The sequence below is a fragment of the Niallia taxi genome (assembly GCF_032818155.1).
GTDB lineage: Bacteria > Bacillota > Bacilli > Bacillales > Cytobacillaceae > Niallia > Niallia taxi_A.
On the sequence record NZ_CP102589.1, the window covers coordinates 2,011,454 to 2,037,424 of the forward strand.

Annotated in this window: 28 protein-coding genes and 1 riboswitch; of the genes, 21 read left to right on the top strand and 7 right to left on the bottom strand. The window is 36.7% G+C overall.

What is annotated here, in order from left to right:
• The first annotated feature begins 163 nt into the window (after positions 1–163).
• From NQZ71_RS09970 to NQZ71_RS09985, 4 genes are all read left to right on the top strand, one after another.
• Positions 164–1,399, top strand: coding sequence for an EAL and HDOD domain-containing protein (locus NQZ71_RS09970; protein ID WP_144453055.1), 1,236 nt, complete (start codon positions 164–166; stop codon positions 1,397–1,399).
• Between the two features lie 136 nt (positions 1,400–1,535).
• A complete protein-coding gene (gene dapF, locus NQZ71_RS09975) occupies positions 1,536–2,522 on the top strand; it encodes a diaminopimelate epimerase (protein ID WP_144453057.1) in 987 nt (328 codons plus the stop codon).
• Positions 2,523–2,668: 146 nt separating this feature from the next.
• Positions 2,669–3,307, top strand: a complete 639-nt coding sequence (locus NQZ71_RS09980; RefSeq protein ID WP_150908855.1) for an FMN-dependent NADH-azoreductase — start codon at positions 2,669–2,671, stop codon at positions 3,305–3,307.
• 94 nt (positions 3,308–3,401) lie between these two features.
• Positions 3,402–4,343, top strand: coding sequence for an ATP-dependent DNA ligase (locus tag NQZ71_RS09985; RefSeq protein WP_275007977.1), 942 nt, complete (start codon positions 3,402–3,404; stop codon positions 4,341–4,343).
• Between the two features lie 42 nt (positions 4,344–4,385).
• On the opposite strand, the gene NQZ71_RS09990 is transcribed toward NQZ71_RS09985, so the two are convergent.
• Entirely contained in the window at positions 4,386–4,970 is a 585-nt protein-coding gene (locus NQZ71_RS09990) for an HD-GYP domain-containing protein (RefSeq protein ID WP_275007975.1), read from the bottom strand.
• A gap of 446 nt (positions 4,971–5,416) precedes the next feature.
• Here NQZ71_RS09990 and NQZ71_RS09995 point away from each other — a divergent pair, with 446 nt between their 5' ends.
• Together NQZ71_RS09995 and NQZ71_RS10000 are read left to right on the top strand one after the other, a co-directional pair.
• Complete coding sequence (locus tag NQZ71_RS09995) at positions 5,417–6,070, top strand: LuxR C-terminal-related transcriptional regulator (protein WP_144453065.1); 654 nt, start codon at positions 5,417–5,419, stop codon at positions 6,068–6,070.
• Positions 6,071–6,178: 108 nt separating this feature from the next.
• Positions 6,179–7,678: an AcpB/EbpR/MafR family transcriptional regulator gene (locus tag NQZ71_RS10000; RefSeq protein ID WP_144453067.1), complete on the top strand. Its 1,500-nt coding sequence runs from the start codon at positions 6,179–6,181 to the stop codon at positions 7,676–7,678.
• A 57-nt stretch (positions 7,679–7,735) separates the two neighbouring features.
• On the opposite strand, the gene ligD is transcribed toward NQZ71_RS10000, so the two are convergent.
• Positions 7,736–8,944 carry a DNA ligase D gene (ligD, locus tag NQZ71_RS10005; RefSeq protein ID WP_317010528.1) on the bottom strand — a complete coding sequence of 403 codons (1,209 nt, stop codon included), beginning with the start codon at positions 8,942–8,944 and terminating at the stop codon, positions 7,736–7,738.
• A 164-nt stretch (positions 8,945–9,108) separates the two neighbouring features.
• On the opposite strand from ligD, the gene ku reads away from it, so the two are divergent.
• The 11 genes from ku (at position 9,109) to NQZ71_RS10060 (ending at position 20,547) form a co-directional block, all read left to right on the top strand.
• Positions 9,109–9,948, top strand: a complete 840-nt coding sequence (gene ku / locus NQZ71_RS10010) for a non-homologous end joining protein Ku (protein ID WP_144453071.1) — start codon at positions 9,109–9,111, stop codon at positions 9,946–9,948.
• 120 nt (positions 9,949–10,068) lie between these two features.
• Positions 10,069–10,725 carry a phosphatase PAP2 family protein gene (locus NQZ71_RS10015; RefSeq protein WP_260054509.1) on the top strand — a complete coding sequence of 219 codons (657 nt, stop codon included), beginning with the start codon at positions 10,069–10,071 and terminating at the stop codon, positions 10,723–10,725.
• Positions 10,726–10,753: 28 nt separating this feature from the next.
• Positions 10,754–11,293, top strand: coding sequence for a glycerol-3-phosphate responsive antiterminator (locus tag NQZ71_RS10020; protein WP_144453405.1), 540 nt, complete (start codon positions 10,754–10,756; stop codon positions 11,291–11,293).
• Positions 11,294–11,504: 211 nt separating this feature from the next.
• On the top strand, positions 11,505–12,323 hold the full coding sequence (locus NQZ71_RS10025; RefSeq protein ID WP_144453075.1) for an MIP/aquaporin family protein: 819 nt from the start codon (positions 11,505–11,507) through the stop codon (positions 12,321–12,323).
• A gap of 56 nt (positions 12,324–12,379) precedes the next feature.
• The gene (gene glpK, locus NQZ71_RS10030) at positions 12,380–13,873 is read left to right on the top strand and encodes a glycerol kinase GlpK (protein ID WP_317010529.1); all 1,494 of its coding nucleotides are present in this window, start codon (positions 12,380–12,382) and stop codon (positions 13,871–13,873) included.
• Positions 13,874–14,046: 173 nt separating this feature from the next.
• Positions 14,047–15,726 carry a glycerol-3-phosphate dehydrogenase/oxidase gene (locus tag NQZ71_RS10035; RefSeq protein ID WP_317010530.1) on the top strand — a complete coding sequence of 560 codons (1,680 nt, stop codon included), beginning with the start codon at positions 14,047–14,049 and terminating at the stop codon, positions 15,724–15,726.
• 829 nt (positions 15,727–16,555) lie between these two features.
• A riboswitch (ZMP/ZTP riboswitch) is annotated at positions 16,556–16,641 on the top strand.
• A 37-nt stretch (positions 16,642–16,678) separates the two neighbouring features.
• Positions 16,679–17,515, top strand: coding sequence for a bifunctional 5,10-methylenetetrahydrofolate dehydrogenase/5,10-methenyltetrahydrofolate cyclohydrolase (locus NQZ71_RS10040; RefSeq protein ID WP_317010531.1), 837 nt, complete (start codon positions 16,679–16,681; stop codon positions 17,513–17,515).
• 192 nt (positions 17,516–17,707) lie between these two features.
• Positions 17,708–17,908: a cold-shock protein gene (locus NQZ71_RS10045; protein ID WP_127737763.1), complete on the top strand. Its 201-nt coding sequence runs from the start codon at positions 17,708–17,710 to the stop codon at positions 17,906–17,908.
• Between the two features lie 332 nt (positions 17,909–18,240).
• Positions 18,241–19,707 carry a degradosome RNA helicase CshA gene (locus NQZ71_RS10050; protein ID WP_275007963.1) on the top strand — a complete coding sequence of 489 codons (1,467 nt, stop codon included), beginning with the start codon at positions 18,241–18,243 and terminating at the stop codon, positions 19,705–19,707.
• A 108-nt stretch (positions 19,708–19,815) separates the two neighbouring features.
• The gene (locus NQZ71_RS10055; protein WP_127737764.1) at positions 19,816–20,016 is read left to right on the top strand and encodes a cold-shock protein; all 201 of its coding nucleotides are present in this window, start codon (positions 19,816–19,818) and stop codon (positions 20,014–20,016) included.
• 129 nt (positions 20,017–20,145) lie between these two features.
• Positions 20,146–20,547: a cytosolic protein gene (locus tag NQZ71_RS10060; RefSeq protein WP_127737765.1), complete on the top strand. Its 402-nt coding sequence runs from the start codon at positions 20,146–20,148 to the stop codon at positions 20,545–20,547.
• A 44-nt stretch (positions 20,548–20,591) separates the two neighbouring features.
• Here NQZ71_RS10060 and NQZ71_RS10065 read toward each other — a convergent pair whose 3' ends face one another.
• Positions 20,592–20,885 carry a DUF6509 family protein gene (locus NQZ71_RS10065; protein ID WP_144453094.1) on the bottom strand — a complete coding sequence of 98 codons (294 nt, stop codon included), beginning with the start codon at positions 20,883–20,885 and terminating at the stop codon, positions 20,592–20,594.
• Positions 20,886–21,229: 344 nt separating this feature from the next.
• Between NQZ71_RS10065 and NQZ71_RS10070 the strand changes: the two genes are divergently transcribed.
• Positions 21,230–21,433: a cold-inducible protein YdjO-related protein gene (locus tag NQZ71_RS10070; RefSeq protein ID WP_275008103.1), complete on the top strand. Its 204-nt coding sequence runs from the start codon at positions 21,230–21,232 to the stop codon at positions 21,431–21,433.
• A gap of 34 nt (positions 21,434–21,467) precedes the next feature.
• On the opposite strand, the gene NQZ71_RS10075 is transcribed toward NQZ71_RS10070, so the two are convergent.
• The 3 genes from NQZ71_RS10075 to NQZ71_RS10085 all read right to left on the bottom strand — a co-directional run bounded on the left by NQZ71_RS10075 (position 21,468) and on the right by NQZ71_RS10085 (position 23,577).
• A complete protein-coding gene (locus tag NQZ71_RS10075; RefSeq protein WP_317010532.1) occupies positions 21,468–22,157 on the bottom strand; it encodes an LrgB family protein in 690 nt (229 codons plus the stop codon).
• Positions 22,154–22,531 (bottom strand): CidA/LrgA family protein, encoded by a 378-nt coding sequence (locus NQZ71_RS10080; RefSeq protein ID WP_260054569.1) that lies wholly within the window; start codon positions 22,529–22,531, stop codon positions 22,154–22,156. Before NQZ71_RS10080 ends, NQZ71_RS10075 begins: the two co-directional genes overlap by 4 nt.
• A 170-nt stretch (positions 22,532–22,701) precedes the next feature.
• Complete coding sequence (locus NQZ71_RS10085; RefSeq protein WP_144453098.1) at positions 22,702–23,577, bottom strand: LysR family transcriptional regulator; 876 nt, start codon at positions 23,575–23,577, stop codon at positions 22,702–22,704.
• A 175-nt stretch (positions 23,578–23,752) separates the two neighbouring features.
• On the opposite strand from NQZ71_RS10085, the gene NQZ71_RS10090 reads away from it, so the two are divergent.
• Positions 23,753–23,902 (top strand): hypothetical protein, encoded by a 150-nt coding sequence (locus NQZ71_RS10090; protein WP_260054513.1) that lies wholly within the window; start codon positions 23,753–23,755, stop codon positions 23,900–23,902.
• Between the two features lie 83 nt (positions 23,903–23,985).
• On the opposite strand, the gene NQZ71_RS10095 is transcribed toward NQZ71_RS10090, so the two are convergent.
• A complete protein-coding gene (locus NQZ71_RS10095; RefSeq protein WP_144453100.1) occupies positions 23,986–24,312 on the bottom strand; it encodes a hypothetical protein in 327 nt (108 codons plus the stop codon).
• A gap of 230 nt (positions 24,313–24,542) precedes the next feature.
• Here NQZ71_RS10095 and NQZ71_RS10100 point away from each other — a divergent pair, with 230 nt between their 5' ends.
• Positions 24,543–25,073: a pyrophosphohydrolase domain-containing protein gene (locus NQZ71_RS10100; RefSeq protein ID WP_144453102.1), complete on the top strand. Its 531-nt coding sequence runs from the start codon at positions 24,543–24,545 to the stop codon at positions 25,071–25,073.
• Positions 25,074–25,320: 247 nt separating this feature from the next.
• On the top strand, positions 25,321–25,941 hold the full coding sequence (locus NQZ71_RS10105; protein ID WP_275007957.1) for a TetR/AcrR family transcriptional regulator: 621 nt from the start codon (positions 25,321–25,323) through the stop codon (positions 25,939–25,941).
• Positions 25,942–25,971 lie beyond the last annotated feature (30 nt).

Here is a 25,971-nt window from a genome sequence, read left to right on the forward strand (position 1 = left end):
AAATTTGCTCAATAGTTTTGGAATGAGTTAATTTACCCATTATAATAGAGTAGATAGTCACTTTTTATAAAAGCTCCATCGTTCGACAGCCTTTGGAGACATCGTTTATTAGAATAAAACTAAATATTTTGAAATGAGTAGAAAGAAGTTCGGAGGTATTTCAATGGAAGTTTTTGTGGCCAGGCAGCCGCTGTTCAATAGAATGGAAGAAGTGTACGGCTATGAGTTGCTGTATCGCAATAATGAAGTCAACATGTTTCCGAACATCGACGGTGATCATGCGACAGCAGATGTAATTATCAACAGTTTTTTAAATATTGGGATTGAAAAACTATCTGACGGAAAGCCTTGTTTTATTAATTTTACAGAAAATCTTCTGGATTTAGGGCTGCCTACATATTTTCAACCACGAGATATCGTAATAGAAATTCTGGAGACTGTCGAACCAAGCAGAAAAATAATTGACATATGCAAACAACTAAAGTCATTAGGCTATAAAGTCGCGCTCGATGATTACATTTTTGATAACAGTAATCCATATGCTTATGAATTATTACTAGCAGCAGATATTATTAAAGTGGATTTTATGAATACGAATGAGGAAGAGAGACTAGAAATAGAGGCACTTGCAAAACAGCTTGGCAAAGAGATGGTTGCCGAAAAGCTTGAGACGAGAGAAGAATATGAAAAAGCTAGAAATTCTGGCTATCATTATTTTCAAGGTTATTTTTTCTCAAAGCCTGCAATTATGTCTACACATGATGTTCCTGCATATATCCATACCTATTATGGTATATCCAAGCATATTCGCTCCAATGACCCGGATATTGATATGATCACCAATCTGATTGAACAGGATATTTCATTGTCGTACAAGCTCCTTAAATTAATTAATACTTTAGGATTCGGCCTAAAGCATAAGGTGACGAGCATTAGGCAAGCGATTGTTCTTATTGGCTTAATGGAACTTCAGAAATGGTTGTATGTACTGGCAGTAAGGGAAAGGGACTGGAATAACGGCATATCATATGAAGTAATGTCCAATTGCCTAATCCGGGCGAGAATGTGTGAGTCTGTTGCAAATCTTATTCCAGGCAAAACAAATACCTCTGGACATTTTTTAACAGGAATGTTTTCGTTAATGGATACGATCTTGAACCTAGATATGCAGGATATATTAACACAGGTTCCACTTGACGGTGCAATAATGGATGCACTTTCAGGCAAAAATAATACACAAAGAGATGTCCTTGAACTTGTACTCGCTGTTGAAAAAGCAGATTGGGCACTAATCAGCAAAGGCTGCAGAAAGCTTAACATTGAAGAGAAGGAATTATTTAAGGTTTATGCAGAATCACTTAACTGGGCGAAAAATCTAATGAAAGATAAAATACAATAAGAAATAAGCCTGCATTCTTAATACTGAATGAAGGCTTATTTTTTATGCGAATTTTTCGGTAAAGAAAAATGTTACAATTGCAAAAATAGTAAAAAGAGAAGTACAATGAGATAAAGTTAATGTTGGAGGGTTACATATGAAAATTAAACTTACAAAATGTCATGGAAGCGGGAACGACTTTCTAATAATAGATGAAATTTCAAACAGCTACTCTTTTACAGAGGAAGAACGTGCAAATTTGGCAATCGCTTTTTGTAATCGTAGCACGGAATTAGGCGCAGATGGAATTTTATTTGTAATGCCTAGCGAGCAGGCAGATGCTCGTATGAGAGTGTTTAATGCAGATGGATCTGAAGCATCGATGTGTGGTAATGGAATTCGTTGTGTGGCACGTTATGTTTGCGAGCTGCTAAATGTTGAGGAAGCTGTAATTGAAACAATGAAAGCTAACTTGGAAGTAAAAAATGAAGCAGATATCTTTCCAAACATACCGACATATTTGGTGGAAATATCGCCAGTTTCTTTCCAGACAAAAGACTTACCTTTACATGTTGGAAAAGAAACTCTGTTAAATGAAAAGATTGAAAGCCTTCATCCTAATCTGGAATTTACTGCCTTAGCTGTCCCAAATCCTCATCTTATTACAATTGTCGACAAAGCAACTGTCGAATCCTCGGTTCAAGAGGAAATTAGCAGCTATGTAAATGGACCTAATGAGCTTTTCCCTGATGGAGTTAATGTGAGCTTTGTGTCTATATTGGACAAAGGAAGCATCTATGTCAGAACGTATGAGCGTGGTGTTGGATTTACAAATGCATGCGGAACTGCGATGTCTGCATCATCACTAGTATCTATTTTAAATGGCTTCAATAAGTCAGGTGATTACATTGAGGTTTATAATAATGGTGGAAAAGTACGCTGTTATGTGCATGAAAATGAGGGGAACTATCGTATTGACCTAATTGGTAATGCGACATATGTATACGAAGCATTTGTGGAAACAGACCTTGCAAAGCCTGCTGATTTTGTGCTTCTTGAAAAAGTGATGGAGGAGCAAGAAGCTATTCATTACAGCAAGCTGCAGGATGCAGCTCAAGCTTATATTAACGAAAAGCTTGTATAAGTATTTTTTGCCTGGAAGGACTACCCTTTCAGGCTTTTTTTATTACATTGTCTATATGGAAGAATATATAAATGTTATGTTGGTATGATTTCCTTCTTTCCTTCAAAAAATAAGACCCTAGTCTTGTAATGGAAAGGAAGTACAAAATGGCAAAATTATTATATATTACGGCACATCCAAACGATCATTCTCAATCCTTTAGCATGGCTGCTGGACAAGCGTTCATCGATTCATATAAAGAGCAAAATCCAAATGATGAAATTGTCCATATTGACCTGTATAAGGAAGGGATTCCGCATATTGACAATGATGTTTTCAGCGGGTGGGGCAAGCTGCAATCAGGTAAAGGATTTGATGAGCTTTCAAACGATGAAAAGTCTAAAGTGAGCAGACTTGGTGAATTGAGTGATCAATTTGTCGGTGGGGATAAGTATGTCTTCGTTACACCGATGTGGAACTTCTCCTTTCCACCTGTTTTAAAGGCATATATAGACTCTGTTGCTGTTGCAGGCAAAACCTTCAAATACACAGATAAAGGTTCTGTTGGTTTGCTGACAGACAAGAAAGCTCTCCATATTCAAGCACGTGGTGGCATTTATTCAGAAGGTCCTGCGGCTGAATTGGAAATGGGACATCGTTATTTGAATGCGATCCTCGTGCACTTCTTTGGTATTCCTACTTTAGAAGGGCTATTTATTGAAGGTCAAGCAGCAATGCCAGATAAAGCACAGGAAATTAAAGATAAAGGAATTGCGAGAGCAAAGGATTTAGCGAAAACTTTTTAAATATAAGGAGCTGCTTATTATTAGGCAGCTCCATTTTTATTGGGATAAAAAGCTGTATTAGAGGCATGTTAAAGAAAAAAAGGAATGGGAAATAATGAAACCAATCGTCCCTTTTGAACCAGTAGTAACAGAGTCCGTACCCATTGGCGACAACTGGGTAGCACAAGTAAAGTGGGATGGGACAAGAATTCTTACATACCACGATGACGACAATACCAAGCTCTATAATCGTAAATTGAACGAACGGACGAAGCAATACCCTGAGTTGCTTCATACCTCCACCTATTTAGAGGCAGACTCTTTCATATTAGACGGTGAAATAATTGCCTTAAAGGATGGGAAGCCATCCTTCTATGAAGTGATGAAAAGAGATCGCCTGAAAAATATCGATCGCAATGGCGGGATGATGGATCGGGTACCTATAACCTATATGGTATTTGACATTCTTTATTTAAACGGTAATTGGGTGACAGACAAGCCTTTAGCAGAAAGAATGGAGCTTTTAAAAGCTTTGGTGAAACCAAATGAGCATGTACAGCTTGTTGAAAGCTTCCGTGACAAAGAAGGGCTGCTGCAGGCTTGCCTCAGCAATGACTTAGAAGGAGTAGTTTTTAAGGATTTGACAAGTACCTATACAATTGGTGCCAAGGATAAACGCTGGTTAAAAAGGAAAAAACAGCATGACTTGATTGCCGTCATTGGTGGTGTCACATATAAAAACGGTGTCGCAAATTCCCTTCATCTAGGCTTATATGATCAAGAAACTAATTTGATTTACATCGGAAGCGTTGGCAACGGTAAATTGACTAACAAGGATTGGGTGGAGCTAACAAAAATTCTTGTTACATTGCAAATGGAAAACTGTCCTTTTATAAATATTAGTGATGGGAAATCTGCCATGGTTTGGTTAAAGCCTATTCTAACTGTAAAGGTCAGCTTTCTTGAATGGATTGAGGACCAGACATTAAGGCATCCGATCATAGAAGCTTTCGTGACTACAGACCCGCTTGAATGCAGACTGGAAAAGGAAGAGTAAAGTTGTGGGCGTTGCATAATAATTTATTGCTTTGCAACGCTTTTATCGAGACAATTGAAGCTTTTCGACTAACATGCGTTGTTTTTTTGCTTCGATAAAGTGTAAAAACGAACAGACTAGCTCAGCATCAAAGATAGTAGTTTTTAATGCTTCTATTTCTAATTTAATTTGCTCTTCATTAATTGGGAATTGATAAGCTCTCCCGTAAAGCATTGCATCATAACTATCAATTAAACGAAGCATTCTTGAAAATAGAGGAATCTCTTGTCCTTTTAAGCCATAGTACCCACTCCCGTCGAGATTCTCATGATGATATAAAATGATATTCATAAACTCCTCTGAAAACACCTTTTTCTCCTGTAATATTTGTTTTCCATAAAATGCATGCATGTTAAGCTCATGCTTTTCTGAAATGGTAAGCCTACCTGTTTTGTTCAGCAAGCTACTGCTGATTTTAAGCTTTCCAATATCATGAACTGCTCCCATGTAATAGATTTCAGCAGACGGCTTAATGTCGATAAAGGAGCTAAATTTATGCAGCTCGTCTGCGACTCGCAATGAATGGCCCAAGGTACTCCTGCAGTGTTTAAATAAACTGCATACTAGCTCCTGAATATGTTTGTTCATTTAACATTCCTCCCTTTAATTAGTATGAAAAATCTATCTGAATTTAGGGTACCACTTATTTACATATTTTGTTTCTCATTTTCGAAACGGTCTGTTTAATTTTTGGTGAAATAATATTTAGCTTCCTATTTTAATATTTTTCGATTTTTAAATCCTATTCAATTGGAAGTTGAATCCATTTTTAAGATTATAGTTACAACGGGAAAGTTGTTAATGCTTTATTTTGAAAAGCTCCGTTTCAATGTTGAGACGAATCAGTTAATTCCTTGTTGTAAAATGTAAATTGTTATTATTTGCACTTAAATCCTTTGTTCCTATTTAGTGAAAAAATAATCCTTAAAAACCTAGCATGTTTTTTTGTTACAAATCCTCTGAGGATAAATAGGAATGTCTTCACTAGCTTGCAAATACTAACACGGAAGAATTAAAAGAGGAGACAATAATCTATGGCTAAAATTGCACTTTTAGATAAGGATCCACTTGCAAGGGAGAAAATGAGACAAAGCCTTAGGATGGAAGAATCCTATCGTATTGTTGCAGAGGGGCAAGATGGGAGATTTGCACTGCCAATCATGAGAGCCCATAATCCAGATATATATATCATGTGCAACAAAATGCCGAATGTTAATGGGGTGGAAGCTGCGAAAGAGCTTATTGAGGAATTTTCAGAAGCGAAAATTATCATGGTATTTTCAAATGAACAAGATATAGAGTTAACGGCATCTTTATGTGCAGGAGTAATGGGGTTTGTTTCCATTGAAAGAATAGAGGATTGGTTGAAGGAAGCGGTGAGGAACCTCCTGTCTAACAGAAATTATATGGATCCGTACATTTCAACTGAAATTCTCAAAGAATATCGTAAGCTTTCAGATCGAACAAAAAAACATAAATTTGGTCGTGCTAGTATTTTTACAACACGAGAGCAGGTAGTTCTCCAATCGCTTGTAAAAGGAAAGAGCAATTTTGAAATTGCAGATGAGCTGCGTATCAGTGATAAAACAGTAAAAAACCATATTAGTAGTATTTTAAAAAAGTCAGATACAGAATGCAGAACAAGAGCTGTTGTTAAAGCGATTAAATACGGATGGGTAAAGTTTTGAATTACTAACCAGCAATTTTACCGAGAAAATATTGCTGGTGGTACGTTTTGCATTATTTTCATCATATCAAAACAGTAAAAAGCAAATCTCGGCTAAAAGGTGATAAGGATGAATCGATTTTATAAGCGGTATTCTGATATAATTTTTCAACTACTAAGTGAGGAAAAGTGGAATAGTTTAGCAGTGCTTTCAGATAAGACAGGATTTTCTAAAACAACCATTTGGAGAGATTTGGAATTTCTTGAAAGTGTTTTACCAGAAGATTGGGTCTTCGAGAAGAACGAAGCATATGGTGTCAGACTCATTAAGCCAGAAAATGGGACACTTGAAGGTCTTTTGGGTCAAATAAGAGAAAAGAACACGTATTTGCATACATTGAAAATCATCCTTTTAAATGATGGTGTTGATGTTTCTCAAATATGTCAAGAAGTGCATATAAGCAGATCAACAGCATACAGGCACTTGGAGAAATTGCAGGAGGTAGTTAAAGAGGCAGAGGTCACATTAACAGCAAGTCCATTTCGGCTTGAAGGTGATGAAAGGAAAATTAGACGCTTCATTATGCAGTATTTAGATTTTATGTCCTTTGAAACAAATCTTGTCAAAGAAGAGCTTGATGCTGGGAAATTCCAAGAGCATTTGGTTAAAATGTTTTCGCGGTTTTCTATGTCTTATCGAACAGGTGCGCTCTATCGCTTGACGATTATTTTGTTTATAGCGAACCATCGTGCATCAATGGGTCATTATATTTCTTATCCAGATTCTGTGTTAAAGACACATGAAGGCAGCAAGTATTTTGAATTGACTAAAAGGCTTTTGCCTTTTATGGTCAAATGTCCGCGCAGAGAAATTCAACTGCAGGAAATTCTGTACATTGCGATTTTTATTATGAGTGAGGAAAGACCGTTAAATAGAACAAAGCACTTGCAGTATATTCATAAATCAATGAAAAGTGAAAGAGGCTATCCAATGTCTGTCTTTCTCAAAAAGCTAGATAAGTATATCGGTTTATCTATATCCCAAGATGATATATTTTTGTTCAACTTCTATCAGTCACTAAAACGAATTTCTGTTGAGACGGAATTTGAAACAGAAACTGTGAAGAATTCAGCTTTGCAATATTTAGATTTTTTTGAGGGAAACCAGCTATATCAGGCAATTGCACAAATTGCAAAAGAGTGCTTTACACATTATTCCCTTTTGTTAAAAAAGCTTGATATACTCGAAATTTTCGCCATTACTCAGGCTGCTATAATCAGAAAATGGAATAACCACAAAATCCAGGTGGCTGTAATGTGCAGAACATACAGTGAGAAGGATTACATCCGTGAAATCTTGAACTATCATTTTTACAGCAAACTGGAAATAACCTGTCTCGATCCTTCAAGCGTTCATCTGCTGTATATGTATGAGGAGTTTGATTTGCTTATTTCTGCAGGAGAATTGAATCCTTCAGATGCACGTATCGAGCATATTCCGAAAATCATCATATCATCCTTTCCAACAAGTGCTGAGTTAAGAGAAATAAGTCATTTTATTGAGGATCATTTTTTTGGCGATTTAGGTGTTACAAAGGAAATGGTTTATCCCTTCAATGAACCAGTTTGATTTCCTTTTATGTTAGAAAAGAATCCCATCTAACTGGTGAAGGGATTCTTTTTTTATTCATGTATGGTTTGACTGGATAAAATGAAGGACTTCTTTTAATGATTGCTTTTCCTTCGTTGCAAAATAAGATTGGAAGGGATCCTCCCTGTTTTTCAGTCGTTCTGACACAGACTCCATTGTAAAGGCTTTTGGCGATAAATTATTTGTGAGTTCATCCCAAAATATCGGGCAAGCGACATATCCACCTTCATTTCCTCTAACAGAATAGGGAGCAATGATCGTTTTTCCTTCGCTATGCTGGATATAATCGATGTAAAGCCGGTTATGGCGATTTTTTTTCAAGCGCTCAATTGTAAATAATTCTGGTTCGATTGTTATCATATAGTTTGCAATAAATTCAGTGAAAATTCTTGCTTCATCATACGTGTAAGTTTTTTCTGGAAGTGGAATATATACTTGAATGCCTTTATTTCCAGATATTTTTATAAAAGAAATAAGCTTTAATCCATCGAGAACCTGCTTGAGTATTTGTGCAGCTTTAATTGCCATAAAGAAATGATCTCGTGATGGCGGGTCCAAATCAAACACAATTTCTGAAGGCATACTGTCAGACAGGACGGTTTCAAATGGTATGTGAAACTCGAATGCAAGCTGATTGCCCAGCCAAAGCAGTGTTTGTTTATTGTTGCAGATAATATAATTAATATCTTCCTTCCAGCTTGTTTCAACAAATGCTGGTGCATAATCAGGACACTGCTTTTGATAAAAAGATTCACCGAACAATCCATGCGGGAAACGGATAACTGTCAGTAGCCGATTTTGTAAAAAAGGCAGTATTTTCTCTTCTGCCAATGTTAGATAGTTGATGAAATCTATTTTGCGTACATTGTTATCAGGAAATAATGGTTTATCTGGATTGGTGATAGTCAGTTTATCAAGTCCGATGTTTTGCAGTAGCTGTTCATAAGTGCACTCCTGCCAGCTTTTTTGGAAAAGAAATTGTACAAATACAGGTTGAATAATTTTTTCGTCTTCAAACGAAGAGAATTCAAGCTCAACACATATACCTGGTTCAACCAAGATCACTTTACCCACTGTCCGTGCATTTTTTTGCACAATGCTTAGTAAGGCAGTACTTTCTTCTTTTGTCATGCCTTCACTAAACTGTCCAACATTTTTGATGATGCCATTATCCGCAACACCTACCGAAAACAGCTTATCCATAAGGTTATACTCTGTAATCGTAAAGGAAGCAGTATATTTCATGGTAGTACTCCTAACAATGCTTATTTGCTTTTAGTGTTTCTCCTATGCAGTCGAATCATTCATTTCCAAGATTTCATTGCATGAAAGGCGGGCTTAAAAGCCATTTTATTAATAAGTACCATCTTAAAAAAGTCAGTGAAAAAACATGATTGGAGAAATAAGAAATGCACACAATGTGGAAAGGAAGCATTAGCTTCGGTTTAGTTAACATCCCAATTAAGCTGCATACAGCAACAGAAGATAAAGATATAAAGCTGCGCACACTTCATAAAGAATGTCATGCACCTATTAAATATGAAAAAAAATGCTCTGCATGTGAAAAAGAAGTTGCACCAGAAGATATAGTTAAGGCATATGAATATGCGAAAGGCAAATATGTTGTCCTTGACAAGGAAGATTTGGAAAAGCTGCAAAAAGAAAATGAAGATAAAGCAGTTGAAATAATTGATTTTGTTAAAATGGATGAAATTGACCCGATTTATTATGATAAGTGCTATTATATGTCTTCAGGTGATGGAGGCAATAAAGCATATGCTTTATTAAGAGAGGCATTAATTGAATCAGGAAAGGTCGGTATTGCCAAAATTATTATCCGTTCAAAAGAGCAATTAGCGGTAATTAGAGTATATGACAATACATTAGTTATGGAAACAATCCATTTTCCTGATGAAGTCCGCAAAGCAGAGGATGTACCAAATGTTCCGGCAGAAGCCACTATCGCCAAAAAGGAGCTAGAGACAGCAATTCTGCTGATTGATCAGTTAACAACAGCATTTGATCCAACGAAATATACGGATGAATATCGAACAGCATTACTTGAATTAATTGAAGCAAAGAAAATGGGCAAGGATGTTGTAACAAGTCAAGAAAAGGTTCAGACAACAAACGTCATGGATTTAATGGCAGCATTACAGGCTTCTATCGACAATACGAAGCCGGAACAGGCAGCAGAAGAGAAACCAAAAAAAACAAAAACAAGAAAAAAAGTCGCAAAAGAAGCATAATACAGCAAAGGGGGAGATCCCCCTTTGCTTACTAGTTTTATTAAAAAGGTCCTTTTGGAAAATTTGTCTCAAGTTGTCTATAATGGGGAGATAACCTAAATAAAAGGGGGATATACTTTATTGAATAAAAGTGAAAAAAAGCTGACGCTAAAATATGTCAGTACAATACTTACGATCGTTTTTTTATTTATAATCGTTTTTGTATTTGTCAGCTACCAAATTAGAAGTGCAGAGATAATCGCTTTTGATAAAAACATCATTGAGTTTGTCCAATCCTATCAAACTGATGCCACAACTAGATGGACCTCAATCTTGACAGATTTTGGCTCTATTAAATTTATAGCAATTGCCATTGCTGTTGGAGCAGTGCTTCTTTGCTTGTACAAGAAATATTCTCTGGCTATTTTCCTTATTTGTGTTCCGGGGATTGGCGGATTATTAAATAAGTTCCTTAAGTGGATTTTTAAGCGAGAAAGACCGGATATACTCCCTTTAATTACAGAGCATGGGTATAGCTTTCCTAGTGGTCATAGTATGGGATCGCTAATTTTTTATGGAAGTGCTGCATATGTACTTCTTCATATTTGGAAGACTAATGGAAAAAAAGTAGCAACAGTTCTGATTGCCTGCTTTTTTATATTAATGATTGGGACAAGCCGAATTTATTTAGGTGTACATTATCCAACAGATATTGTTGGCGGATATGCTGTGGGCTCTGCGTTTTTACTAGTGTGTATCTTAGTTTTCCGCTATTATGAAGAAAGAAAAAATAAATAGATAATAAAACAGGGTAGAGGTAACTATGATGGAACAGAAAATAATACCTGCATCATCCAACTTAAAGGAATTTGAAGCTTTTTTGGAAAGCAGTTATGAAGTTGGCGTCTTTTTAGAAATACATATATCGCAGCTGAAGAACATCAGTAAGCTTGCCAAAAACGCCGGTAAAAAAATGATTTATCATGTCGATTTAATACAAGGGTTGAAAAGTGACGACTATGCGACAGAATATGTCTGTCAGGAATTTAAGCCATATGGACTAATATCAACAAAATCATCTGTTATTTTAAAAGCGAAACAAAAGAATGTAATCGCCATTCAACGTGTCTTCCTTCTTGACAGCCATGCAATTGAAAAAAGTATTAAACTGGTACAGCGAACAAAACCTGATTATATTGAGCTCCTGCCAGGCACAATGCCTTGGATGATTGAAGAAATAAAGGAGCGGCTCGATGTACCGATATTGGCTGGTGGATTGATTCGTACTGAAGCAGATGTTGAAAATGCGATTAAGGCTGGAGCAGCGGGTATTACAACATCAAGAAAAGAATTATGGGACAAATAAACAAGTTTTCACTATTTTTCTAGAGAAAATCTTGTAAACGTGTTGACAGCGTTTACATGGTAGGATATGATGTATCTACAAGTTAATAAAACGTGTTGGAGATAAGGAGATGCACACAGATTTTCACATTTATTGTGATATTTTTCTGTTGTGCCCTCCTTTTTTGCTGTTTTATAAACTTATTGTTTTTTTTAGAGAAGGGGGAGTTTGAATGTCTGCATTTTTAGGTGAACTTATTGGTACAATGATTTTAATCGTTTTTGGGGGAGGAGTAGTTGCTGGTAGCAATTTAAAGAAAACGTTTTCTAATAATAGCGGGTGGATTGTTATTACTATTGCTTGGGGCTTAGCTGTTACGATGGGAGTATTTGCTGTTGGCAGCATCAGTGGAGCACATCTTAACCCTGCCGTGACAATCGCGCTTGCTATAAATGGCGATTTTGCATGGAATCAAGTGCCTGAATATATCATAGCTCAAATGCTTGGAGCGTTTATTGGAGCAGTTATTGTATACTTACATTATTTACCTCATTGGAAAGCGACTGACGATAAAGGAGCTAAATTGAGCGTATTTGCAACAGGGCCAGCTATTCCACATACTTTTTCCAATCTGCTTGGAGAATTAATTGGTACTTTCATGCTTGTGCTAGGCTTGCTCTTCATTGGTGCGACAACCTTTACAGATGGCTTGAACCCGATGGCAGTCGGTTTATTAATAGTAGTGATTGGTATGTCTCTTGGAGGTACAACTGGCTATGCTATAAACCCGGCAAGGGATTTAGGGCCACGTATTGCACATGCATTGCTTCCAATCGTAGGTAAAGGGGATTCTAACTGGAAATATGCATGGATTCCAGTGGTTGGACCAGTATTAGGTGGAGGATTGGCAGCAGTATTTTATCAATATTTCTATAAAGGAACAATCTCCAGCTATTTTTGGCCAGTAGTCATCGTTAGCATAGTGATATTAGGGTTTGCGTTTTTTGCTACAAAAAGCAATAATTCTATTAAAATGAAAAATGCGGCTTAATAATAGAAGGAAATAATATGGTAGACTAGTTTCATAATCAAATAGGGGGTATTACGATGGAAAAATTTATTTTGTCATTAGACCAAGGAACTACTAGCTCAAGAGCGATTATTTTCAATAAAAAAGGGGAAATTGTACACTCGGCGCAAAAAGAATTTACGCAAATCTTTCCAAAGCCAGGTTGGGTAGAGCATAATGCAAGTGAGATTTGGGGTTCCATTCTATCTGTTATTGCAACCGTTTTATCGGAATCAGATATAAAGGCAGACCAAATTGAAGGTATTGGGATTACGAACCAACGTGAAACAGCAGTTGTTTGGGATAAAGAGACAGGTGTTCCAGTCTATAATGCAATTGTTTGGCAATCAAGACAAACAAATGATATTTGTGAAGATCTAAAGGAACAAGGTCATAACCAATTATTTAGAGACAAAACTGGTTTGCTGATAGATGCGTATTTTGCAGGTACAAAAGTGAAATGGATTCTTGATAATGTCGAGGGTGCAAGAGATAAAGCGGAAAATGGTCAATTATTGTTCGGTACAATCGATACGTGGCTGATTTGGAAGCTTTCAGGTGGAAAAGCGCATGTGACGGATTATACGAATGCTTCTCGTACATTAATGTTCAATATTTATGATTTAAAGTGGGATGATGAGCTTCTTGAAATCTTGACTGTACCTAAGTCTATGCTTCCGGAGGTTAAACCTTCTTCTGAAGTGTATGCACATACAATTGACTACCACTTCTTCGGTAAGAGTATTCCTATTGCAGGTGTAGCTGGAGATCAGCAAGCAGCATTGTTCGGCCAGGCTTGCTTTGAAGAAGGAATGGCGAAAAATACGTATGGAACAGGCTGCTTCATGCTTATGAATACAGGGGAAAAAGCAGTCCGCTCTAATCATGGTTTGTTAACAACAATTGCATGGGGATTAAACGGAAAGGTCGAATATGCGCTTGAAGGAAGTATCTTTGTTGCCGGATCTGCTATTCAATGGCTTCGTGACGGCCTCAGAATGCTGAAGGATGCAAAAGACAGTGAAGCGTATGCTACAAAAGTAGATTCAACTGACGGTGTCTATTTAGTTCCTGCATTTGTTGGTCTTGGCACACCATATTGGGACAGTGATGTGCGCGGTGCGATGTTTGGTGTCACTAGAGGTACGACAAAAGAGCATTTTGTCAGAGCAACACTTGAATCCCTTGCCTATCAAACAAGAGATGTCTTGTCTGCGATGGAAGCTGATGCCAACATTAGTGTCAAAACATTAAGAGCAGATGGCGGAGCGGTAAAAAACAATTTCTTAATGCAATTCCAAGGAGATATTTTGGATGTTCCTGTACAAAGACCTGTCATTAATGAAACAACTGCTCTTGGTGCCGCATATTTAGCAGGGCTTGCTGTAGGCTTCTGGAAGGATCAGGCTGAAATTGCTGAGCAGTGGAGATTAGATAAGTCATTTGAACCAGCAATGGAAGAAGAACAACGAGAAGCACTTTATTCAGGTTGGAAGAAAGCGGTTCAAGCAACAATGGCATTCAAGAATTAAGCTAGTACAATTCAATTCTAAATACTATGAATATATATATAATTATGTTATAATGAACACAAGTTAATAAAATGTCCGGAGATTTGGAGAGACCACAAAGTCGTTATCGCGTATTGGTAATGATTCTTTGTGGTCTCTTTTTTGTTGGACATTATTCTTAGGAGGACATCCAAATGAAAACGAATCGTAACTTCTTAAAAAAACAGCTTCAGGAAAACAAATTTGATGTGCTAGTCATTGGTGGAGGGATAACTGGTGCTGGGATTGCGCTTGATGCATCAACTAGAGGGATGAAAACAGCATTAGTGGAAATGCAGGATTTCTCTGCAGGCACATCAAGCAGATCAACAAAGCTTGTCCATGGAGGACTTCGCTATTTAAAACAGTTTGAAGTGAAAATGGTAGCAGAGGTTGGTAAGGAAAGAGCGGTCGTTTACGAAAATGGTCCACATGTTACAACTCCAGAATGGATGCTTCTTCCTTTTCATACAGGCGGCACATTTGGAAAATTTACAACAAGTATCGGCTTACGAGTTTATGATTTCCTTGCAGGTGTCAAGAAAAAGGAAAGAAGAAAAATGTTCACAAAAGATCAGACACTTGCAAAAGAGCCTCTTGTTAAAAAGGAAGGTCTAAAAGGCGGCGGTTATTATGTGGAATACCGTACAGATGACAGCAGATTAACGATTGAAGTAATGAAGGAAGCAATCGAAAAAGGGGCTACTCCACTAAATTATACGAAAGTAGAAAAACTGATTTATGATAATGAAGGAAAAGTTAATGGAGTATATGTAACAGATATGTTAACAGGAGAAACCTATTCGGTATTTGCTGATATAGTTGTTAATGCAGCAGGTCCATGGGTGGACACGATAAGAGAAAAGGATGGCAGTAAAAAAGGGAAAACATTGCAGCTTACAAAAGGTGTGCATATCGTCATTGACCAATCTGTTTTTCCGTTAAAACAAGCCATTTACTTTGATACACCAGACGGCAGAATGGTATTTGCAATTCCAAGGAACAAAAAGGCTTATGTTGGCACAACAGATACCTTCTATAAGGAAGATCCAGTGAATCCAGCGATGACAGTGGAGGATCGCACATATATTCTTAACGCGATAAAATATATGTTCCCAGCAGTTAATATTACAGAAAACGATGTAGAATCAAGCTGGGCTGGTGTAAGGCCGTTAATTTTGGAGGATGGAAAGGATCCATCAGAAATCTCAAGGAAAGATGAGATTTGGGTATCAGATTCAGGACTAGTGACAATTGCAGGAGGTAAGTTGACTGGATATCGTAAAATGGCAGAAACCGTCCTTGAGCTTGTCGGTAAGAAATTAACAGAAAAGGGTAAGAGTTTTAGCGGGTGTCAAACAAAACATTTGCCGATATCAGGAGGAAAAGTTGGTGGTTCAGCCAATTTTGAAAGCTATATGGAAAAAATCATACCAGAGGGTATAAGTGCTGGTTTGACAAGAGAAGAAGCTGCGACAATTGCGAAAATGTACGGAAGCAACGCACCAGATATTTACAACATTGTGAAAGAAAAAAAAGCAGCCGCACAACAGTTTAACTTACCTGTCCTACTATGGGCGAAAATTCATTATGCCATGCAGCGCGAACTTGCGATGACACCAGTCGACGTTTTGCTTCGTAGAACGGGGATGCTTTTATTTGACATAACAGAGGCATTAAAATATAAAGAATCTGTTCTAGCATATATGGCAAACTATTACGAATGGGATCAAGTAGAACAGCAATTCCACAAGCAACAACTCGAAAAAGAAATCCAACACGCAACAATACCAGCAGATTTACAATCAGCCGAGCGTTTAAATAATATTATGTAAGCAAAAAGAAGGTTTAACTTAAGTTTGTCTAGATAAAACTGAACTATTTTAACGTTAAATAGTTCAGTTTTTTTCTTTTGACGTTTTCGACTTTAATATAATAATTGAAAATCCTAGTGAAATGGAATGGAGGCTGAGACCCAGCAGGCGAAAATACCTCCCAGCGGAAAGCGAGTTTTGTTGATCGCATGGAACGAACTAATCTTAGAAAACATACTCTATTTTTAATGTTTAGGTGAGTTTTTTTATAGCTAGATTATGGATTTTATTACTAATATTCAGCACGGTTGACAAAATGTAAATAATAGGGTATTCTATTTCTTGTATGTATTTGAGGCAAGAACGGATTTGTACAATAAAAGTAAAAGATTTTGTGTAAAGTTATGTAGATGCAAAGCAACCAGGAACAGTTGAAATACAGAATAAACACCACTTTAACAATCTTCTCCAAAAATCACATTAAAATAATCTTCCATATGCGGATTAAACCCTTCCAAAAAATTATTCTCAGTTAATGTTATTTTTGCCGCCGTTCTAAATTGATAGAACCTAAATTCACACTGGCACGGCCTCGGAGCCGTAAGGATGAAAGAGAGGTAGGGCTTTCGTTGTTTTAGGCAATTGCACGAATTAGTAGTGCATTCCTTAAATATATGCCAATAAAAGTGCAAGATTTTACATAGGTCTACTTTCTTCATATAATAATGAACAAAGATCTATTGCAAGCACTCACCACTGGGCATCTCCTAAATACAGGAGATGCCTTTTTTCATGTCGAAACTTGTTTTCATAAAATGAGAGCTATGTTATTATTACCTAGTAAATAGATTCGTTTCACAGTGACTGACGACAATAATGGAATGAACCATATGGGAGCTGCGAAAAGGTGTATAGCCGGTCGTCTGGGCAAAAGGTGATAAACCTTTCTAACACAATACCTGGAGGGATATACATGTCTGAGAAAGTAATATTAGATGGAAATGTAGTAGCAAATGCTGTAAAGGAAGAATTGAAAAGCAGAATCGATGCACTAAAAACGAAAGGCATTACACCATGTCTTGCAACGATCCTTGTTGGTGAAGATCCATCTTCCGCTACTTATGTACGCATGAAAGGTAATGCGTGCGCTAAGCTTGGAATTGACAGCAAAAAAATCCATTTAGACAAAGAGACAACAACAGAACAGCTGCTTGAGACCATCCAATCGTTAAATGAAGATAGTAACGTACATGGAATTTTGCTTCAGCATCCTGTACCTGACCATATTGATGAAAGAAAGGCGTTTGAAACAATTGCGATAGATAAGGACGTTGATGGTGTAACGAGCCTAGGATATGGACAAACAGCTTTAGGCTTCGGAAGATACCCATCATGTACACCTGCTGCAATACTGAAAATAATGGAGCATTATGGTATTGACGCAAGCGGAAAGCATGCAGTCGTTGTTGGCAGAAGCCCTATCCTTGGTAAGCCAGTATCAGCATTGCTTTTAAATGAAGATGCAACCGTAACAACCTGTCATTCTCGCACTAAAAACTTGGCTGAGCATGTCAAACAGGCTGATATTGTTATTGCAGCAGTAGGTAAGCCTAACTTTATTCAAGGTGACTGGATTAAACCAGGAGCTGTTATACTTGATGCGGGCTACAATAAAGGTAATGTTGGGGATGTTGATTACGATGCTTGTCTTGTAAATGCATCAGCAATAACTCCAGTTCCAGGCGGTGTAGGTCCTGTTACAATCAGTATGCTTTTAAAGCATACAGTTGATTCAGCAGAAGGAAAATAAAAAAAGATAATTGACAAAAGTCGATATTGAAGATATGATGTATATAACGCTTGTAAGTTCGGTATATGTTTTTTAAGGATTGTTGGTCATGGTTGTAAATACAGCCTATGTCCGAAAAGGTAGCGATGCTTCACTGATTCCTAAGATTTATATAAGTTCTTAAAGGTGTAACACAATTTTGGAGGTTTTACAATGAACACAGGTAAAGTAAAATGGTTTAATGCAGAAAAAGGTTTCGGTTTCATCGAGTCTACTGAAGGACAAGACGTATTCGTTCACTTCTCCGCTATCCAATCAGAAGGTTTCAAAACTTTAGAAGAAGGCCAAGAAGTAACTTTCGAAATCGTTGAAGGTAACCGTGGACCTCAAGCTTCTAACGTAAACAAAGCTTAATAATTTTTAGATTAAAGGTGATGCCTTTCCTTAATGCATCACCTTTTTTTAGTGTAGTACGCTATCGCTCCACAGGACCAATCATTTTCATCAGGAATTTTAATCCCCTAATACTTTTTCCAGAATGTTTTGGAACATGAAAAAAAGTGAATGGAAGTGGAGAGTATATATTTATCAATAATTATACAAAGCTCTTGCTCCAATATTTCTCAAGATTAGATTATTTAAATGCCTACCATTTTGGGTAAAATAGGCTAGGGAATCCAATGTGGACGACCAGCATTCTTTAAAAGTATTTAAGGCAATGAGCAATAACGAAGGAGGAAAAAGTATTGACGACTTTTTCAGATTTTAATTTAAGCAGCAGTTTAGAAAAAGCATTATCCAATATGGGTTTTGAAGAGCCAACACCAATTCAAGCACAGGCGATTCCGATTGGTCTTGCAGGTAAAGATATGATTGGACAGGCACAAACAGGAACAGGTAAAACAACAGCATTCGGTGTTCCACTTTTGGAAAAAATCGAAGTTGGTAAAGCTGTTCAAGGTCTTGTTATCGCTCCAACTAGAGAATTGGCTGTACAGGTTGCAGAAGAACTTAACCGTATCGGTGCAGTAAAAGGTATCCGTACATTGCCAATTTATGGTGGACAAGATATTAACCGCCAAATTCGTGGTTTAAAGAAAAAGCCAGAAATTATTGCGGCAACTCCTGGACGTCTTATCGACCATATTGAAAGAAAAACAATTCGTTTGCAAGATACAAAAATGATCGTTTTGGATGAAGCAGATGAAATGCTAAATATGGGCTTCATCGAAGATATCGAAAGAATCTTGAGTGAAACACCAAAAACACGTCAAACTTTACTTTTCTCAGCAACAATGCCAAAAAGAATTCAATCATTGGCAGAGCGCTTCATGGTGGAGCCAGAGCTTGTTAAGGTTAAAGCGAAAGAAATGACTGTTACAAATATTGAACAACACTTTATCGAGCTGCAAGAACGCCAAAAGTTTGATGTACTATGCAGTCTTCTTGATATCCAATCACCAGATCTTGCGATTGTATTCGGAAGAACGAAAAAACGTGTTGATGAAGTAGTTGAAGGATTAATCAAACGTGGATATTCTGCTGAAGGAATCCATGGTGATATTCCTCAAGGTAAAAGGGATCAAGTAATCCGTCGCTTCAAGGAGCAAACAATTGATATCATGGTAGCAACAGATGTAGCTGCCCGCGGATTGGATATTAGCGGTGTAACACATGTTTACAACTTTGATATTCCACAAGATCCAGAAAGCTATGTTCACCGAATTGGTCGTACTGGCCGTGCTGGTAAAAAAGGTTATGCTGTAACATTTGTATCTCCAAGAGAAGTAGATCACCTTCGCATCATTGAAAATGTAACGAAGAAAAAAATGGTTAAAAACCCAATTCCATCAACTACAGATGTATTGGCAGGAAACCAACAGGCAACAATCAACAAAATCCAAAAAACGGTTGAAGAGAATCAATTCGCAGAATACAAGCGTCTTGCAGAAACTTTACTGGAAGAAACGGATTCTGTTACATTGCTTGCAAGTGCATTAAAACTTCTTACAAAAGAGCCGGATGCAACGCCAGTTAGATTGACTGCTGTTGAACCGCTTCGTTCTAAAAAGCCAAAAGGTGACCGTTCTGGCGGCGGCGGACGTCGTCGTAGTGGTGACAGAGGCGGACGCGGATATGATCGCAACCGTGGCGGCGGCAACGGCGGCGGCGGAGAAAGAAGAAGCAGAAACAGAAATAGAACTAGAGACTAATAAAAAATATTTTCTGGATTATGTTTAATTTCTCCTCATAATGGTTAAAATGTACAAATGAAGGATATAAATGTATATCCTGGTTATTTAAATCTAGGAGGCAATAAAATGGCAACAGGTAAAGTAAAATGGTTTAACTCAGAAAAAGGTTTTGGATTTATCGAAGTAGAAGGTGGAGATGATGTATTCGTACATTTTTCTGCAATTCAAACAGACGGTTTCAAAACATTAGATGAAGGCCAAGAAGTTAACTTTGATATTGAAGATGGCGCACGTGGCCCACAAGCTGTTAACGTAACGAAACTTTAATATGCTTATCTCAAAGAACCCTGCATGTACAGGGTTCTTTTTCGCATTGTTCATTTTTTAGGCTATGTTTTTTGCGAAATGGACAAAGTCTGTTACAATTAAGGCTGATTAAGAAAGAGGTGCTAATATATGAAGGAATATACTGTTGAATTTCATAAAGAAGACGGTATGGAAAATATTACAGTTCAAAAATTAAGCGAAGAGGACTTCAATCGTGTCACAAGCGGTGGAACTAGACAGCTGTTTGAGCTTGATACAAATATCGGCTTTTTCATCTATTTTGATGCAGTGGATGAAAGTGGCAAAGAATCTTATTTAGTTCTTCAATATGAAGAGGAGAATGAATCTCCATCCGCTTGCTATTCATTTGAGTTAAAGGATTTTTATCAGTTTATCGCATTGCATTTAAATGATCTGCAAATAGATGAGGATGAAGAGGAAGAAGCGGATGAACAAGAATTTGGTCCAATTCATTACCTTGCACATTTAATGCATCATATTGTTGAAGACGGGAAGTCTGTGGAAGTATAAGAAAAGAAAAAGGAGCAGGATTAGCCTGCTCCTTTTTATGTAGATTAAGCCTCTTCTGATGCATAGTGGCTGCTGCAAAAGTTGTGAATCTCTTGGAGCTCTTCATCCTCTAAAGCAAAGTCTAAGTACTTATCCTGACTGCTGTTATGGAAATGATAATTTAAAACCTTCATTTCCTTCTCATCAACAAAAAATAATACCTTCAGCTCAACTGCTCCGTCCTCAAACAGCTCATCATCTTCCTCTTCTTCAAGCTGTAAGATAAATTCATAACGGTCTCCGGCTAAAATACCTGTAGGATCCTGAAGCTTTTCAACTGTGTATTCTGTTATATTCATTTGTGTTAGCCTCCTATGTTAGTACTTGCTAGTATTTGAAAGTATCGGTGAATTTATTGCACACTCGAAAATAATATCATATTGCTTTCAGGATAGCTATTGCTTTTCATTTGAAATGAAATATGTTACTATGAAATATTAAATATTTGACTTTTTTTATAAATGTGCTATAATTATAAGATAGGTTAAAAGATAGATATGTTTTGTCACTTGTTTTTTAAGGTCTAGTCTGTAGATTTCTTACGTTTACAAGTGATTTTTTATTTTTATCGGCTCGAACGTACTCTGGCATTGTATCCAGAGCCGAAACAAACAAAAGCTTCATGGAGGTGTTTCATTTGGCAATGGGTTTTGGCCGGAAGAATAACGAGGAAGTTGTAAAAGAAGAAGTAGTAATTTGGGATTGTGTATCTGAAACATGTAAGTGTTGGTTACGAGACAATTTTAAAAGCAGTGAAAAACCGAAATGCCCAATTTGCGGCAGTGATATGGCACAAACGACTAGAGAATTACAAGTCGTCAATAATAATAGCATTTATTCAAAATAAAAAACTAAAATCCTTTTGGATTTTAGTTTTTTTTTTAACTCGTTATATTCATTAATAATGGGATGAGCGAGCTACCCCAAATAACCGTAATCCACGCAGCTAATATCATCGCAAGTGTTGAAAAGGTTGCTTCCTGTTCTCCAAATTCCATTGCTTTTGTTGTTCCTACACCATGTGCACCCATCCCTAACGCCAAGCCTCTTGCTATCGGTGATTTTAGCGACAAAAATTTAATCGCATATGGGCCGATAATTCCACCAATGATTCCTGTCAGAATAACAAATACTGTTGTTAATGGCGGTAGCCCGCCGATTTCCTGTGAAACTTCTATTGCAATTGGAGTCGTAATTGAACGCGGCAGGATACTTATCATAAAATCAGGTCTTAAGTGAATGAACATAGAAAAGAAATAAGAAGAAACAATAGCAACAACTGTTCCGGTTGTGACGCTTATAAGCATGACACCGAAGTATTTCTTCAGCAAATGCTTATGCTTATATATTGGCACAGCAAATGCTATTGTTGCAGGACCAAGCAGATGAGTTAAAAATCGGGAAGCATCTGTATAGTTGCCTGCAGGTATATGCAGGCAGCTGATAAAAAGTATCAACATTAATGGTGCCAGCAGGAGTGGGTGCAGTAAGGGATTTTTCCACTTTTTATAGCTCCACTTTGTCAGTCTGTATAATAAATAGGTTAATGCTGTAAACAGTAAAATATTCATTTATGAAAACTTCTCTTTCTATTATAGATTTTTTCTGCTGTAAAACCTGTCGCACCCATGACTATAAAGGTACTCACAGCAATGAGAAGTACTGTTTCGACGCCTTTCATGTTAAAAATCTCTTCATAATTAACGATTCCAACTGCTGAAGGAATAAAAAACAGCAGTAGCTCTGCTAACAGCCAGGCAGCTCCTTGCTCCACCCATTTTAATTTAATCCAGCCAAGCTGCAATCCTATAAATAAAAAAATGAGACCAATCATGGATGCCGGCAGCGGAACTGACACAACCATTTTTATTCCCATTCCCAGAAAAAGAAAAAGATGTATAAAAGCAATTTGCCCAATTATTATGATTAGTTTCAATAAAATCACCTTCCTAATGTTAATCAATGAAAGTGCATGCTTCAAAAGATTAACTATATGGATATAATACGATGATTGTTGGTATTCGTAAAATACATAATAATTATAATTAATATAACTATAAGTTATGATGGAGCTGTGAGATGACAAAAGGAGGAAGGGAGAGGGAAGAAGGGAAGCTACTGCTGAAGAATAAAATCTATAAACCTTCTTCCGGCGACAGAAAGATAGCGGTCTTTTTTTGTTATGACAGCCAATTGCCAGTTTGTTACTGGCTTTAAATCCATAAATCGTACTTGATTATTCGTAGTTCTGCTGCAAATTGATTCTGGGAGCATGGAGATTCCTAGGTTTGCTGCCACTATTTCAATCATAAAGTCCCATTGTGAGCTTTTGAAAATAATGTTTGGCTCAAATCCTTCATTAATGAAGCCTCTTTTCATCATTTCATACAGGGCAAACTCTTCGCTATAAAAAATGAATTCCTCCTCTTTCAGCTCCTTCATATGGACTTGCTTTCTATCTGCAAGCTTATGCTGCTCATTTACAATTAGTTTGATTTCTTCACTTACAAGATGAAAAACATTAAAGGAAGATTCATCCGTTAGAGGCAATACAGCGATACCAATTTCAAATTCGCCTTCTTCCACACTCTTAACAACTTTAGCAGCTCCATATTCTTTTATATTGATATGAATATTTGGATAAGCTTTATGAAATGCAGCAATTACTTTAGGAAAGAACAAGCTCCCAATCATTGGCGGAATACCTATTGTAATGCTTCCTCTTGCAAGATTTGTCATGTCATGGAGAGTAGTTGCCATCTCATCCATTTGCGCCATAATTTTTTGTGCATATTCGTACACAATTTGGCCGGCATCTGTTAACTCATGCGTTTTATTGGAGCGATTTATGAGCGTAATCCCAATCTCTTCTTCTAAACTTTTGATCCCCTTGCTTAATGCAGGCTGTGAAATATGCAATTTTTCTGATGCTCTTGTCATGCTCTTTTGTTTAACAACTTCAACGAAATACATAAGCTGCCTAATATCCATGTTTCTCCTCTATTCTTCACTTGTTTAATGCTTATTATTGTACTCTACTAGTTGAAAAAGGAACAGGTAAATATTATTATTTCAAAAAAAGATCGAAAATATAGGGGTTAGGCGTTTATAGTTAGCAGCAGGAGGGTATAAACACGTTAGAATGAATGAAAAGGGTGTGGAAGCTATGAATACTCATGAGCTGAAAACGAAAAGAAAGCATTCTGACTGGAAAAATAATTTAATGGCGCAAAAGAAGTATGAAAATTTAATTACGAAGAAACCTATTGTGGAATTTATCACAAACAATATTAACCGCAATAAGGTACAGCATTAAGCTCTTATGTGAAATATATGATCTCAGGCTGTTATTGCACAGAATGCTAAACAGCCTGAAAATAGTATCTAAAGTGAGCGCAATTATTTCAGCGCGGAAGGTTCCATTATATAATCTTCAAAAACTTTTTCTATGATTGCATTTTCTTCCATATTATTTGGACTTTCAAAATGTTTGATTCGCACAATATAAACAGATTTAACAAACATATGAAGTGCTTCATCCTCGGTTAAAGCATCAATCTTTTCGATTAATACTCGGTCGGATATATAGTTAACAATTCGACTCAGAAATTCTTTTGGATAATCCTTTGGCAGTTTTCCGGTTTCTTCTGTAAAGATACCCCCTTGACCTTCAATTTCGACATGACGTATAACCTCTGATAATTCTTTAATACTGAATATATCCACTGATTCAACACCTCTTTCCTCTAGTATTATAACAGGGGTTTAAATGCTAGTAAATTAGTGTTTTTTCACATGGTTAATATGCTTACAGCTGCTTGGTCTAAAACGTTGTTATATAAAAGAAAATCGCGGGTATTTTTTGGATTACAAAAAAAAAAACAGAATGTAAGTCCCATATTGGGAACAATAATGGTAAAATACTCATGGTAGACTATTGATAAAGGGAGTAAGGTATGGCTAACGAACAAAATAAAGATTTAAATATTATGTATAATATGGTAAAGGATTTTCATCAGGCATTTGGTCACCAAGTAGGAGAAAGTCCTAAGCCGATTGCGGAAAAAACTGCCGTTAACAGAGCAGTTTGGACAGGAGAAGAGCTTGTGGAATTCCTTTACGCTACTGCAGCAGGTGAGGAAGAGAAATTCCAGGAGTTATTCCAGCAATTTCTTAAAGGACTCCATAAAGCAGCAGATAAAATGATGACAGAGAAAAAACCTGTCGATGATGTGCTTGTTGCACAAATGGATGCATTAACAGATGTGGAATATTTCAATCAAGGCAGCTTTGTTATTGCCGGAGTTGAACCGTTCAATTTATTCAATATTGTCCAAGAGGCAAATATGGGCAAACTATTTGAAGATGGAAAACCGAGATTCAGGGAAGAAGATGGAAAGATCATTAAGCCGCCAAATTGGGAAAAGGATTTTGCCCCTGAAGGTCGTTTGAAAGAAGAAATTGACAAGCAAAAACACAAGGGATAATGAGTTACCACATATAGAGCTAGGAGATCATTCTTTAAAAGAATTCCTCCTAGCTCTTTTGCTTGTTAATTTACTTTTCCATTTAAAGGTGTGGAACATCATTAAAGAAAAATGCCTCTAAAAATTAGCAATCACAAAAAGTGACACATTGTCATGTTTTTATATTGACATATGACACTGTGTCACATATAATAAATTTTGTTAATAGATATGACACAGTGTCATATGAAGAGAGTAGGGTTATGCTATGCCAAAACAAACTTTTTTTCACTTAGCTCCGGATAAGCAGGATACACTAATACTTGCTGCTAAAGAGGAATTTTCAAGAGTGCCGCTCCATGAAGCTTCGATTGCAAATATTATTAAAAGCGCAGGTATTCCAAGAGGTAGTTTTTATCAATATTTTGATGATAAAGAAGATTTGTATTTCTATTTATTAAGCGAAACCTCTAAGAAAAATACCGAAAAATTTCTGCTGATATTACAGGAAAATAATGGTGACCTGTTTAAAACGTTTATTGAGTCATTTAGATTTATGGTAAGCAATCATAAAGAAAATGACCAAGCTAGCTTTTTTAAAAATGCTTTCTTGAATATGAACTATAAATTGGAAAATACCTTAGCCAATAATGTATATGAGGAAAAACAAAAAAGTCATTTTGAAAACATTTCTAAATCGATAGATAAAAGCATGCTGAATATAGAAGATGAAAGTGAATTACATCATATGGTAAGGGTAATGACAGCTGTTACCTTTCATAATTTAGTGCAAATGTTTGTGAAGGATCTTACCGCAAAAGAAGCAGAAAACAGCTATTTAATGCAAATGAAGCTGCTAAAAAGAGGGTTTTGCAAAACAGAGGGTTAAGATGAACAATCATAAAGTAGCTGTGATTTA

Coding starts and splice junctions, on each gene's coding strand:
- NQZ71_RS09970 (WP_144453055.1), top strand. CDS start 164: ATGGAAGTTTTTGTGGCCAGGCAGCCGCTGTTCAATAGAATGGAAGAA.
- dapF (WP_144453057.1), top strand. CDS start 1,536: ATGAAAATTAAACTTACAAAATGTCATGGAAGCGGGAACGACTTTCTA.
- NQZ71_RS09980 (WP_150908855.1), top strand. CDS start 2,669: ATGGCAAAATTATTATATATTACGGCACATCCAAACGATCATTCTCAA.
- NQZ71_RS09985 (WP_275007977.1), top strand. CDS start 3,402: ATGAAACCAATCGTCCCTTTTGAACCAGTAGTAACAGAGTCCGTACCC.
- NQZ71_RS09990 (WP_275007975.1), bottom strand. CDS start 4,970: ATGAACAAACATATTCAGGAGCTAGTATGCAGTTTATTTAAACACTGC.
- NQZ71_RS09995 (WP_144453065.1), top strand. CDS start 5,417: ATGGCTAAAATTGCACTTTTAGATAAGGATCCACTTGCAAGGGAGAAA.
- NQZ71_RS10000 (WP_144453067.1), top strand. CDS start 6,179: ATGAATCGATTTTATAAGCGGTATTCTGATATAATTTTTCAACTACTA.
- ligD (WP_317010528.1), bottom strand. CDS start 8,944: ATGAAATATACTGCTTCCTTTACGATTACAGAGTATAACCTTATGGAT.
- ku (WP_144453071.1), top strand. CDS start 9,109: ATGCACACAATGTGGAAAGGAAGCATTAGCTTCGGTTTAGTTAACATC.
- NQZ71_RS10020 (WP_144453405.1), top strand. CDS start 10,754: ATGGAACAGAAAATAATACCTGCATCATCCAACTTAAAGGAATTTGAA.
- NQZ71_RS10025 (WP_144453075.1), top strand. CDS start 11,505: ATGTCTGCATTTTTAGGTGAACTTATTGGTACAATGATTTTAATCGTT.
- glpK (WP_317010529.1), top strand. CDS start 12,380: ATGGAAAAATTTATTTTGTCATTAGACCAAGGAACTACTAGCTCAAGA.
- NQZ71_RS10035 (WP_317010530.1), top strand. CDS start 14,047: ATGAAAACGAATCGTAACTTCTTAAAAAAACAGCTTCAGGAAAACAAA.
- NQZ71_RS10040 (WP_317010531.1), top strand. CDS start 16,679: ATGTCTGAGAAAGTAATATTAGATGGAAATGTAGTAGCAAATGCTGTA.
- NQZ71_RS10045 (WP_127737763.1), top strand. CDS start 17,708: ATGAACACAGGTAAAGTAAAATGGTTTAATGCAGAAAAAGGTTTCGGT.
- NQZ71_RS10055 (WP_127737764.1), top strand. CDS start 19,816: ATGGCAACAGGTAAAGTAAAATGGTTTAACTCAGAAAAAGGTTTTGGA.
- NQZ71_RS10060 (WP_127737765.1), top strand. CDS start 20,146: ATGAAGGAATATACTGTTGAATTTCATAAAGAAGACGGTATGGAAAAT.
- NQZ71_RS10065 (WP_144453094.1), bottom strand. CDS start 20,885: ATGAATATAACAGAATACACAGTTGAAAAGCTTCAGGATCCTACAGGT.
- NQZ71_RS10070 (WP_275008103.1), top strand. CDS start 21,230: ATGGGTTTTGGCCGGAAGAATAACGAGGAAGTTGTAAAAGAAGAAGTA.
- NQZ71_RS10075 (WP_317010532.1), bottom strand. CDS start 22,157: ATGAATATTTTACTGTTTACAGCATTAACCTATTTATTATACAGACTG.
- NQZ71_RS10085 (WP_144453098.1), bottom strand. CDS start 23,577: ATGGATATTAGGCAGCTTATGTATTTCGTTGAAGTTGTTAAACAAAAG.
- NQZ71_RS10090 (WP_260054513.1), top strand. CDS start 23,753: ATGAATACTCATGAGCTGAAAACGAAAAGAAAGCATTCTGACTGGAAA.
- NQZ71_RS10100 (WP_144453102.1), top strand. CDS start 24,543: ATGGCTAACGAACAAAATAAAGATTTAAATATTATGTATAATATGGTA.
- NQZ71_RS10105 (WP_275007957.1), top strand. CDS start 25,321: ATGCCAAAACAAACTTTTTTTCACTTAGCTCCGGATAAGCAGGATACA.